We start from the raw sequence: 12,231 nt of genomic DNA on the forward strand, positions 1-12,231 counted from the left end.
TGTGGGCCCGGAAGGAATTCGGGCCATCACAGGAAGCAATCCCGGCGTGAGCGGAAAAGTTTAGGGCCGGCGTATCAGCCGGCAGAAGTGGTCAGGACTGGCGCTGCAGTTGCGCCAGGAGTGCCTTGAATTGGGCGAGGTGGCGGTCGTCCTGTTCCAGGGTGGCTTCGATGGAGTCGAGCATGGCCTCCCAGTGACTGTGCTCGCGAAGATCAGCACCAAAGTGCGCGATCAGCACCATCCTGATGACGCGTCTGCGTGCAGACCTCACGGCCTTGGGGTCGTCGATGTCGACCGCACGCATCGCCTCCACCAGCTGTTGCCGCAAGGAGGGGTGCACAGCGCCTGCCGGCGCTGCCTCTGCTCCTGCAGGGGCCGCGTCAACACCCTTCCTTGTTCGTGCACCGGCACCCAGCTCCGCTCTGAGCAGGGACATCAGCGCCGATGCGGATCCAACCGGTCCCAAGCTCATCGGCGTCAGTGCTGACCGTAGCGGCTCAGGCGCACGGAGACTGGTTCAGCCACTTCGGGCAGAGAGGGGGCCGGCGCAGCAACCGGACCGCCGTCGCGCGATCGTCGCAGATGTTCCAGCCACTGCGACATATCACCCGCCAGGGCGGGGTTGGATTGGGCTCGCGACAGGCCTTCAGCCAGCAATCGCTCCATCTGCAGGTCATCGCCCGTACTGCCGGCGACCATCGCTTGGGCGTAGCAGCCGATATCGTCAGTACGCGTGATCAAGGGTTGCAATACCTGCTGCACAGCATCGGCATCCCCCTTGAGCGTCAGCAGTTTGCCAAACTGAAAGCGTGCGGCCTCATGGCTCGGGGCCAGATCCAGCAGGGCGGACCAGCATGCCTCGGCGCGCGCCATCATGCCCAACTGGGCGTAGAGCGCAGCCAGCAGATGGCGCGCATCTGCGTGGTCTGGCTCGACAGCCAGCAATCGCTTCAGCGCTTCCAGCGCTTCACCGTCCCGCCCCTGGCGCATGGCACTCAGGGAGACATGAAACAATTCTTCAGCATCCAGAATGTCCAACGCAAACCGCCTCGGCTATGGATTCAGCAGGGACGGAGGATAGCGCACCCCGGCCGAATGGCAATCGTTGCTAGCGCCGTTTGCCACCTTGATCGCCAACTCCAAGGACGCTGCGCGTTGCGGCGACCCAGCCACGCACGCCGCATCGCCAGCAGGCGCTGGCGGCGATGGGCAATCGCGCTAGGCCGTTTGGGCAGCCGCCACCCGCCGGTCGCGGCCTTCGGCCTTTGCTCGGTACAGTGCGGCATCGGCGCAGGCGATCAGCCCGGCCAGATCGCTATGCCCGTCATCCATGGCCAGGCTGGTGCTGGCGGTGACCGCCACTGGACCGGTGCCCAGCGGCGCGCCTGTCGCGGCTGGTCGGTGCCATCAGCCAGTGTCGCTCTGCGGTTAAGCAGGCCGGTGAGGCCATCGGTGCGGCCTACGCGGCACAGGTCCGCCAGCAGGCGTCCAAGCGGGAGCAGATCAAGCACGAAGCAGCGCGCCAGCACCAGCCCCCCCCCCCCCTCACCTGCCAAATATGAGATAGACATGGGTGAGCCCGTACGCACGATGTCTTCGGCCGCCCGACCCCATGCACGACGTTGATCGTCGCTTAGGTGCGGAAGTGGCCTCGTCGCGAGCTTAGCGGCCTGCTTTGTCCGAAAGGGGTGGAGGTGAGGCGTTGTGGCGTCGTTTTTTGGATGTTCGCCGTTGTTTGCCCTCTTGGTCCAGCACGGGTGTAGAGGGGGTGGTGTGACGGAGCGCTTCAGTAAGGCGGTTTGTGGTTTCCTTTAACGAAGTCAGCTGTGCTTCGAGGCCATCAGCCCGCGCGATCGCTTCTTGCGCGTGGCGGACGGCCTGTTGCTCCCGACTGGTCGCGGCGACGGCCTGCTGCTCGCTCTCGCGCAGAGCAGTGCTCAGCGCAACGCGCTCCCGCTCCCACCCTTGCTCGGCGGAGCGCAACGACAGCCGATGTCGGTCGACCTCCGCGTGTGCACGATCCTCCACCGCCCTTACGTGTGTCTGGAGCGCCCTCCTCTCTTCGTCGTGAGCAGTAGCAGACTCGCCTAAGCTTCGGCGCGTAGCGTCAAGCTCCTGCTCCAGCCGCTCATTGCGCCGATAAGCACCGTCCCGCTGTCGCAGCAGGTCTTGAACTTGTGTGGATAGCTGCGACACCTGAGCGGTCAGAAGCTCCTCGGCAGCTCCCGCTGCCCGCGCCTGAGCTTGGGCTTCCAGTTCACGCCTGTGGCTCGCCTCAATCTGCAGGACCATTGTTACTCGCTCGCTCTCCAGGGCTCGCTCACGTTCATCCAAGGCCTGCCGCGCGGAGTCGGTCTGGGCCACTGCCAGTTCGCCAGCGTCCTGCAGGGCTGCCTGCCACAGCCGCTGACTTAGGTTTGCCACCCGCTCCGGTACACCAGGTGCGGCGGCCTCAACGGCGCGCTGGCGCAGTCGGAGGCCTACCGTTTGCCACCAAGTCTCAAGCCAGCGCGTGACAGTGTTGGGAGACCCCGTACCTAAGTGGGCACGGATTTTTTCGACGGTAGGACGTTCGCCAGTTGCGATGATGTCGTCGGCAGCTTGGTGCACGTCGAGTTCGCTGATGCCCTTGGCCATTGGGAAGTCCTTGTGTAGAAGGTCGGGTTTGGCACGTCACGCCTGATAAGGCATATTTATCAAACGTTTGCCTTGTCAATCATAGTGTGCACTACGTAGTACATATGAATAATATCACTATCGTGCCCAATGGGATTGTCCCGAATCTCGTTCCTGAGCGTCTTGCGGCGTCGGCAGCAGAAGCCGTGCGGGACATTTTTCAGGAAGCGGAAGCCCCCAACACAACCCGCAGCTATGCCAGCGCCCTGCGGTACTGGGCCGGATGGTTCGAAGGCCGTTATGGGCAGCCGATCACCCTGCCCGTCCCGCCCGCCGCCGTGGTTCAGTTCGTGGTCGACCACATGGGGCGATCTGGTGACACAGGCCTTCGCTGGGATCTTCCGCCTGAGCTAGACCGGGCACTGGTAATGGCCGGCCTGAAAAAGAAGCCAGGGCCCCTGGCTTTCTCCAGCCTGGTTCATCGTGTGGCGGTCCTGTCGGCCGCGCACAAGCAGGCCCGCCAAGACAACCCCTGTGAGGATCGAGCGGTCAGGGCCTTGCTGTCCAAGGGGCGGCGTGCGTCCCACAAGCGCGGGGAGCGCCCGACAAAGAAGACCGCCCTGCTGGCGGCAGACGTCAGGGCCATGGCTGCCACCTGCGATGCCTCGTTGATCGGAAAGCGTGATCGCGCCCTTCTCTACTTCGCATTCGCCAGTGGTGGGCGCCGGCGCAGTGAGGTTGCCACTGCAACGATCGCGAACCTGCGACATCTCCCGGAGGGGGGCTTCGCCTATCACCTGGACAAGGGCAAGACACTGCAGTCGGGGCCGGTGGCCGGGGGGAGTCCAGATAAGCCTATCCTGGGTGAAGCCGCCTTCGCTCTGCAGGATTGGCTGGCGTCAGCCGGAATTCGAGACGGGGCGATCTTTCGCCGCGTCTGGCCGAACAAGCTCGGCGGTCCCTTGTCCGGAACCACCGTGGCAAAGATCGTGAAGAAGCGAGCCAGAATGGCCGGCTTGGAGGGGGACTTTGGCGGCCATAGCCTTCGCTCAGGCTTCGTCACCGAGGGGGCCCGGCGTGGCATCTCCCTGCCAGCGCTGATGGCTATGACCGATCACCGGTCGGTGGCTAGTGTTGTCGGATACTTCCAAGCAGGATCAGTTGGGAGCAATCCCGCTGCCCGCATGCTTGATGGGGAAGAAGTCCACCAAGACCCGGACCGCGGTAAGGAGTGACTCTAGGGCGCAGTATTTCGTCGCCGCGACAGTGCCACGTACCAGCATCAACGCGGAGACAGCGACCTAGATTGGCCTACATGACCGGGGCATTTTAAAGTCGCGAGACTGCGATGGGATGCTCGGACCCTCCAGCCTTGAGTCGCATTCACAGGCAGGCTTGGCTGCGGTAAATTCTCAGTCTCTGAGACCTCCAGCGCGCACCCTGCGTCCAATGGACAGCGAGCTCTGCATGCGGACCGACCTCCCCTCCAGGCATCAAGGATCGAGCGTGGCGATTGGCACTATAACTGGCGAAACCCGAATCACGGGCGAAGGCATCAAGAAGCATTTCAGGTCTACTGACCCAATCCAGGCTGTCTACGAGCTGGTGTGGAACGGACTCGATGCAGGTGCGTCGGAGGTCGCCGTGCGCCAGCTTCGAAATGAGCTGGGCGGTGTCACAGAGATATTGGTGCAAGACGACGGTGAAGGCATCCGCTTCGACGCACCGGAGGGCAATTTCGGCCTCTTCAACGATTCGGCGAAGAAGCTCGACGTGGCCCAGCATGGGTCGCATGGCCGTGGCAGGCTCGCGTTTCACCGTCTATCACACCGAGCTCAGTGGCATACCCGGCATCGCGGCAAGGATGCGTTGATTTCCATTGACGATAGCGACATTCGAAAGTTTTCGATCACAGAAGAGGATGTTGGGCAGTACGTCACCGGCGTCTCCGGCACCACAGTGGTTCTTAGCCATCTGCACAGCCAGCTACCTGCTCGGGAAGAGCTGCTAGCGGCGTTTAGTCAGACCTTTGGTTGGTACCTGGCGTTGCATACTAGGAATCAGCTGCGCATTGACGGCGAAGTAGTACCCATCCCCGCGCACGAGTTGAACAGTCATCTGCTCGAGCTTGAAGGAGCTCCCTTTAAGGTTGACGTCATTCGCTGGATCGACAGGCCCAACGATGAAAAGTCGTATGTCTATCTAATCGACAGCGCCGACTGCACAGTTCATCGCCAGCTGAGCAGCCTGAACAACAAGAAGAACTTCCATCTTAGTGTATATGTGACCTCACCATGGGCAGACTCCTACGCCGATACCGCCGACCTTCTAAATCCCAAGGCCAATACGCAGGCCTCGCGCATCTGGGTGGAGCTGCAGAGGAACGTATCCGCAATTACGCGGGCGATCTATGAGCAATTCCTGCGCAGTGAGGCAGAGAAGAAGGTTGCGCAGTTTGAGGCGGATGGTCATTTCCCCACTTATGCGGGACTGGAGCCTCCTGAGGCGTCTTGGCGCCTTGAGAACACCAAAGAGCTCGTTAAGAACATCTATGTTGCCGATCCAGCGCTGTTCTCACTCAACAAGAAGCAGATCAAGGTTCTCATCCGGCTCCTTGATCGCTTGGCAGTGTCCAATGAGAACGATTCTCTCTGGGAAATCCTGAACGGGGTATTGGACCTGGATCAGCAAGCATCCAGTGCACTTGCTGCTCAGCTGCAGCGAACAACACTCGAAAACATCGTCAATACAATTGAGGTCCTGCAACGAAGGATCAATGCCATCCAGGAGCTGAGGGTGCTCATGCAGGAGCACTATGCCAAGGTTAGGGAGACTCCCGATCTGCAGAAGATCATAGAGAATCACACTTGGCTCTTCGGCCCCCAGTACGAGATCCTGGGGGCTGAGGAGACGACTTTCACTGAAATTGTACGGAAGCACCGCGACATGGTTCCGGGTATCGATGGCATTGATTCTGACGACCTCGAAGGCGATGCTACTTTCGCCGGTGCATCACGACAGCCCGACCTGTTCCTGGCCCGAAAGGTGCCGTACTTCGATAGCTTCGGCAAGGCGATGTACCGTTGCGTTGTAATCGAGATCAAGCGACCAAGCGTTTCGTTGAACATCAAGCATATGCGTCAGCTAGACGACTATGCGGCGATTCTCAGGAAGCACGCGGCCTTCAGCAGTGATCACATCAAGTTTGAGCTGATCCTGGTCGGTCGAAAGATCTCTGACGCCGACACTGAGATTGCTGACCGGCTGCGCGACAAGGGGGCCACAGGTGAGCCGGGGCTGTACCACAACGATGGGAAGTCCAAACGTTATGTCCTCAACTGGTACACGCTGCTCGACGGTCATGAGCTTGCCAATAGGGCGCTGATCGAAAGCCTGCGACTTCGGCGTAAGGACCTTACTGACACTTCAAGCGAGCAGTTGGTCAGACAGCTGCAGGAGCCAACGCAGATATCGGCTGCGGAGGCGATCATTGGCACATAGTGAATTGCAAGGGTAAGCGCGGTCTTAGCGCGGAGGGTCGCACGTAGCAACTACCCCGATCAGCAGAGCTTGCGCGGCAACTGGGTGCGGACTCCCCTGCCCTTCCCCTCTTGAAAGTGTGACGCAGTTGTGAAAACGTGGCCTTGGGGGCCCTCGGGTACCTGTCACACGCACGCGTCGCTGCTCTCAAAAGGACTCAATACGGCCAAGGGGTGGCCATGAATCGACTTTGCCACCCTTGGTCGGCCAACTGGCTCAATCAGGGGGACGCCAATGACGATTTTGCAGCAAATCCATGCCTGGTCCAAGCAACTACCTGCTTGGCAACAGGATGCAATCGCACGGCTCTACGCCAACCGCACGCTAAGCGCTGCGGATCTGGATGATCTGTATGCGCTAGCCAAAGCTGAAGTCGGCATCCCTGACCCGCAGGGGCGCGTGCCCAACGTTCTCGATGACGCAGTCCTAGCTCCGCCAGCGAACATTGCCCGCAGCATCGTGCTCACTGGCCTGCATAGCGTGAACAACGTCAATGCACTTAAGCCGGGCGCAGAGCTGCCCATCTCGGAGACGGGTATTACGGTCATCTATGGTGAGAACGGCGCGGGTAAATCTGGATTCTCTCGGGTGTTCAAGAAGGCCTGCCGAGCACGTGACCGTCGCGAGGCGATTCTACCTAATGCGAACGTTCCTGCTGGCCAGAGTGGCCCCGCTACCGCAATGTTCAATGTCACCATCGACGGTCAGGGCGCCGAATTGGTATGGCAGGATGGTATTGCGCCGCCCCCTGAACTTGCCGATGTGTCGATCTTCGATTCTTATTGCGCTCGCGCGTACATTGACAATCAAGGTGACTTTGCCTATGCCCCTTACGGGCTGGACATCTTGGAAGGACTTGTAGGGGCATGCGGTCAACTTAAGTCGCGAGCACTACAGGAGAAGGCGGCCTATGCTCCAAGCGACGCTGCCTACGCCGCGCTGTCCATTGGAGCAACGCGTGTTGCTCAGGCCTTGCGCGGGATTCCAAGAACCACGACGGCCAAGGACGTAGAAGATCTAGCCCACTTCGACGCAGCCGCGATTGAGCGGCTAGCATTGCTTAGTAGAACCTTGGCGGAAGCGGACCCGAGGCAGACGGCTACCACTCTCCGTCAACGGGCGGGTCGATTTGATGTGCTGCATCGGCGCATCCGCGCGATCATGGCGGAGCTAAGTGCAGAGAAGGTTGTGGCACTTGAACAAGCGGTGGCCCGATCCAATGCCGCCAAAGCTGCTGCTGAGCTGGCTGCGACTCAGTTCGTCGCAGTGCCGGACCAGCTTCCTGGTACCGGAAATGACCAGTGGAAAGCTCTCTTCGAGGCAGCGCGAGCATTCGTCCGGGACGGTGATGCGACGCTTGATATGGCGAACCTTCGCCCAGAGGACGCTTGCCCGCTCTGCCAGAACAAGCTAGGACAGGAGGGATCAGCTCGACTTCTGCGTTTTGACAGCTTCATTCAAGCCGCAGCGGAGAAGGCAGCGGTCAATGCTCGTGCCGCGGCTACTGTGCTCTACAGGCAGTTCCAGGAGGCCAACCTTGATCTGCACTACACCCAGCCGCTCGCCGAAGAGTTGACTGCTGCCAGTGCGGGAATCGGCGAGGCTTGCACTCAGCTTGAGGCGACCCTCACCGCCAGGCGATCTGCCGTTATGAGCGCTGCCGCCGGAAGGACTGCGTGGGAGGACGTTCCAGTACTGCCGGCAGACGTTACGCACGACCTTGCGGCTCAGGTAGAGGCACTCCACGCAGAGGCAGCCGCACTGGAAGCGACTGCAGATGAGGCACTGAAGCTCGCGATGACGAGTGAGCGTGCCGAGCTCGATGCAGTGCGTCGACTGGTCGATGTGAAGGCCGCAGTCCTTGATGCGTTGACGAGGCATGCACTCGGGGAGAAGTTGCAGCGCTGTGCCGACAGCATGGCCGCTGGATCAATCTCTCGGAAGTCTACCGAGCTTTCCCGAACGGTAGCCAGCGAAGAGCTGGCCACTGCACTTAACCGGGAGCTTGAGCGTCTCAATGTCCAGACCCTGCAGGTAGTCATGAAGCCCGAGTCACCGGGCGGTAAAACTCAGTTCAAGCTAGCTCTTCAGCTGCCGGGTGGCGGAACGCCGTCCACGATTCTGAGCGAAGGCGAGCAGCGCGCAATAGCTTTGGCTTCATTCTTGGCCGAGGTTCAGCTTGGAAAATCGAGTGGCGCGGTGGTCTTGGATGATCCAGTGTCGTCATTGGATCATCGTCGGCGCTGGGAGGTGGCACATCGGTTGGCCCATGAGTCGCTGACTCGGCAAGTGGTGATCTTCACCCACGACATCTACTTCCTGCTGATCTTGGAGCAGAAGGCAAAAGAGGCCGGTGCGGCTCTAAGCAAGACCTACATTAGGCGCACCAAGGATGGCTACGGCTCATCCTCGCAAGATCTGCCATTTGATGTGCTCGGCACAAATGCTCGCGTAGGCCGTCTTCGGGAGCTTCTAGTGGCCGTTGAGAGGACTCTCAAGAACGGAGACGAAGACGGGCACCGTGCATTGACCTCTCGCTTCTACCACCAACTTCGATTGGCTTGGGAGCGATGCATCGAAGAGGTTCTACTGAATGGCGCAGTTGTCCGGTTCGGTGAGGGCGTACACACGCAGGCGCTCAAGAACGTAACAGTGACTGACGAGGACTACGCAAAGATTGAAGCGGGAATGAGCAAAGCGTCGAAGTTTGAACACGACGCGGCGTCAGCTGTGGGCCGGCTTCCCGTCCCTAATCCGAATGAGCTGCAGGCCGATCTTGATCAGCTGGCGGCATGGGCTGCGGCGATACGTGAGCGAATGAATAAATTAAGCAGCAAAAAGATCACCAGGCAGGCGCTCCTCGCTGGTTAAGGTGGGTGATTGATCGGGGGCGGCCTTGCCTCCGATCATACTTTTGCACTTGTTCGCATGGTTGGCATAACCGCCACACAACTCGGCGTGGAGTGAAGGCTCACCTCGCATCGGTAAGCGTTCGATTCACCCACTAATGCGCGGTCTCTCCAGTCTTGCCTGTGTCTTGTCCTCTGCCCAGTCCGATCCGAGTAGTAGGTCCGCGTGATTTGACGCGGGTGGCGCGAAGAGAGCGTCTCAGGAGCGAAGCAATGGGTAGGTAATCGCCGCAAGCACCAGCGGCTCGAGCCAAATTGACGCTTACTCTAACTCCCTGCTTGCCTCGTGTTGTCAGATTCTTCCTGATGGTGTCGCGTGGGCTTAGCCATTAGCCTCATCCCATGCCTCATTCCATGAGCGAATATGTCAAGTAGCAAGCCTAGCCGAGGCCCTTCTTCCGGAGACCCGCTTCACTGTGCAATGGGCCAGACACTGGCGCTCCTTCCTCTTGCGCCAGAGCCAGCCAGTGAGGGCCTTCGCGCCGCCGCCGCTGCGGTAGTTAGCTGGCAAGTGCGGCTTGATCTTGCCCGCCGGCACGACGCTCCAGGCGGGCCCGTACCCCTGCAGATCATTGACCTCACCGGCTCGATCTGCGGCGAAACCTTGATTCGTGCGGTTGTTCCGTTCGTGATGCATGAGGCAACTCGAGTCCAATCCAGTGCGGCCGCATTGGTGCCACTAAGCCGGCTCTTGGGCAATAGTTGGCGCTGGACTACAGAAAGCGTTAGGCGCGACGACGTCGATCGCCTGCGAGAGTGGCTTAGCCATCCAAATCGCAGTGACCTAATGCAAGAGGAGGCGGCTAGCTATGTGGGCTTGCCTGCTTTAGGCATCTACTGGGCACATGAGGGCAAGAATCGTGTTCAATTCCTGCGAGACTGCGGAAACACGCACGTGCCAGCCCATCTGACGCTCTACGCGTATCCTGGTCCCGAGCGCATAGAACTTTTCAGAGTCCACGTCGTAGGACGCATCGAACTATGGGCTGTCCTAGACCGTCGATGGGTCCAGCCCATTCTACTGGGTGAGCTTGGCGAACGGCTGCTAAGAGAGTACGGCGTTGCTCTGCCCTCTCGTTGGCCCGCGAACTGGCCGGAGGCTTCTTCAGTGGCGAAAGATCTCTATCGAGATGTGGATCCTGAATGGCAAGGACCCTTTGACTGCGTCGACCTACTTCCATTGGAGAGACGTCGTCTTCTCAGAGAGCGCGGCCGTGAGAAAGTACACGCATCAGCCATGGATTTGGAGGGGGTTCGCCTCAGGTGGAAGTACATTGGGAAACTAGCGTTGGCCTCCGTGGTGCTTGCCGTGTTGGGACGCATCATCGGATCCGACTCAGGCGGGATCGTGACGGGAATAGGAATTGGTTTCGGCCTGATGCTACTTGCACTAACTTCTTGGCCATTGCTGGAGACAAGTCGAGGAATGCTAAACCCCTCGATCGATGAAATTTCCAACCAGGACATGCCTACCCTTCAGCCCCCGCGCGATCCAAGCCCGTCCCTGAGCGCGCGCAGTGGTTGTGGTTACCCTGACTAAAATCGGCAGCGCAATGTTGACGTAGGTTGTCGTAGCGCCGTAGGGCTATGAGACTGCAGGCGTCATCGCATCAATGAGGTCAGAGCTTTGAATCTGGCGCCTCACTGATATGGGGACAACAGGTTGGCGACTACCGCCATCAAGGGTCTCCTTGCCCCATGCCTTCAGCGCTGTGCGGCTGAAAACGAACTCTGCCGCGTCAGCCGATGTAGAGCCTGCTCTCAGCTCGTACCCGGGCGAGAGTCCATGGCACAGATCATCGCCCAGCGATCCGTCCAACATCATCCGCCACTGTGAGGTATCCCCTGGCTGGTGATCTCCAACGACCCCTTCGTCTTCCAGGCGTGTCAGATGCACCAAGAAATCATCCGCCGAGACCTGCAATTCCATCAATGATGGGTTGATGACCACATCACATGAGCCAGCAAGAGGGAATATGTGCCTATGAAAGAAGGTGATGAGCGAGGATCTCAGTAGAAACGGAACGCCAAACGACACCGTCATGAGTAGGATTCTGTGGAGGTGAGCGCCCACCTCCAGACACGTGCACTGGTCGCCATTCTCGCGAGCGTCACGCAGCACCCAGACTGCTGCACAGAGTGCCTGAATGCCGTTGACGCAGGCAGCCAGCTCATCCAAGCAGATGTCCTGCAAGTCCTTAGTCCTAAGGAGCTTGCGATCGCTAGGCTCCGACCCAAAAATCGCGTCGAAGATGGGTGGCGGCAGTTCTCTTAGCGCAAGGGCATCAGCATGCAACGCTCGATTGCAGTTGAGCAGCCTCCAGCAAGGAGCTTCAATCCAATCTCTTGTGCCGGGTGCTATCTCATCAATCTGGGTGCATGTACGGCGCGATGGCACATGAGTACCAGCAGCTCGCTTGGCCCACATGTTCCTCGTATAGCCAGCCTTGCCAGGGATGTAGGCAGTGGGATCCCAGTGTTTCCCCACTGCGTATGCTGACGAGCTGTTCCCGTTGTTCCGGGCCTTCAGCCGAAGTGCTTCAAACCACGCTCCTGTCCGCAGAACCGCGATTTGTCGGTCCAAGAACTTGACGGAATCATCGCCTTCAGCGCGGGCAAGAAGCGTGGCCCTTCGCTTGAGGTCGTATGTGTCGTAGCCCTCATCAGACATCAGGGCGTCTCCAATGAGTGGCCCAGTTGCACTAGAGTAAAGTTGGCTTGCACCTCTACTCTAACCCCTCCTACCAAGCCTGAGCTACTGTTGTCTTGACGAACCTAGGTTGAGGTGGGTTGTGAGTGGCGCGCCAGCAGCTAGCCGGTCGTTCTCTAAAGAGGATCTTGAAGAGATTCTGGCCCGAGACTTGTTGTATCGCTATGGCCCGTTACTTGGTCAGGACGAACTCTGGCGCGCCTTGGGATACATGTCCTTGGACGGCCTGCGACAGGCGCAGGCCCGCGGAACGGTTCCAGTTCGCGTATTCAGCCTGGAGAGGCGTCGCGGGAAGTTCGCATTGTCCCGAGATGTGGCCCACTGGTTGGCCTCTCAGTTCTTGGCCCCAGACCAGGCACTACCCATCTAACACCAATTGAACCCTTGTCTGTGACCCATGGCCCGCCGCGACCACGGTCAAATCAGGTGATTGCGCCGGCCTACTACGGGCGCCCC

At 59.6% G+C, this 12,231-nt stretch carries 7 protein-coding genes; 3 read left to right on the forward strand and 4 right to left on the reverse strand.

Annotation, left to right across the window (positions count from 1 at the left end):
- Positions 1-91: 91 nt before the first annotated feature.
- From DCO49_RS00365 to DCO49_RS00375, 3 genes are all read right to left on the reverse strand, one after another.
- On the reverse strand, positions 92-304 hold the full coding sequence (locus DCO49_RS00365; protein WP_133249366.1) for a hypothetical protein: 213 nt from the start codon (positions 302-304) through the stop codon (positions 92-94).
- 173 nt (positions 305-477) lie between these two features.
- Positions 478-1,038 (reverse strand): tetratricopeptide repeat protein, encoded by a 561-nt coding sequence (locus DCO49_RS00370; protein ID WP_133249367.1) that lies wholly within the window; start codon positions 1,036-1,038, stop codon positions 478-480.
- 624 nt (positions 1,039-1,662) lie between these two features.
- The gene (locus tag DCO49_RS00375) at positions 1,663-2,637 is read right to left on the reverse strand and encodes a DNA-binding protein (RefSeq protein ID WP_116862279.1); all 975 of its coding nucleotides are present in this window, start codon (positions 2,635-2,637) and stop codon (positions 1,663-1,665) included.
- Positions 2,638-2,741: 104 nt separating this feature from the next.
- Here DCO49_RS00375 and DCO49_RS00380 point away from each other — a divergent pair, with 104 nt between their 5' ends.
- The 3 genes from DCO49_RS00380 to DCO49_RS00390 all read left to right on the forward strand — a co-directional run bounded on the left by DCO49_RS00380 (position 2,742) and on the right by DCO49_RS00390 (position 9,027).
- Positions 2,742-3,851 carry a site-specific integrase gene (locus tag DCO49_RS00380; RefSeq protein WP_116862280.1) on the forward strand — a complete coding sequence of 370 codons (1,110 nt, stop codon included), beginning with the start codon at positions 2,742-2,744 and terminating at the stop codon, positions 3,849-3,851.
- A gap of 271 nt (positions 3,852-4,122) precedes the next feature.
- The gene (locus DCO49_RS00385) at positions 4,123-6,117 is read left to right on the forward strand and encodes an ATP-binding protein (protein ID WP_243402593.1); all 1,995 of its coding nucleotides are present in this window, start codon (positions 4,123-4,125) and stop codon (positions 6,115-6,117) included.
- A gap of 273 nt (positions 6,118-6,390) precedes the next feature.
- Positions 6,391-9,027 (forward strand): AAA family ATPase, encoded by a 2,637-nt coding sequence (locus DCO49_RS00390; RefSeq protein WP_116862281.1) that lies wholly within the window; start codon positions 6,391-6,393, stop codon positions 9,025-9,027.
- Positions 9,028-10,650: 1,623 nt separating this feature from the next.
- Here the strand turns inward: DCO49_RS00390 and DCO49_RS00400 are convergent.
- Positions 10,651-11,736 carry a hypothetical protein gene (locus DCO49_RS00400; protein WP_133249368.1) on the reverse strand — a complete coding sequence of 362 codons (1,086 nt, stop codon included), beginning with the start codon at positions 11,734-11,736 and terminating at the stop codon, positions 10,651-10,653.
- Between the last annotated feature and the right edge of the window lie 495 nt (positions 11,737-12,231).

The sequence above is a fragment of the Stenotrophomonas sp. SPM genome, assembly GCF_003105135.1.
Lineage (GTDB): Bacteria > Pseudomonadota > Gammaproteobacteria > Xanthomonadales > Xanthomonadaceae > Stenotrophomonas.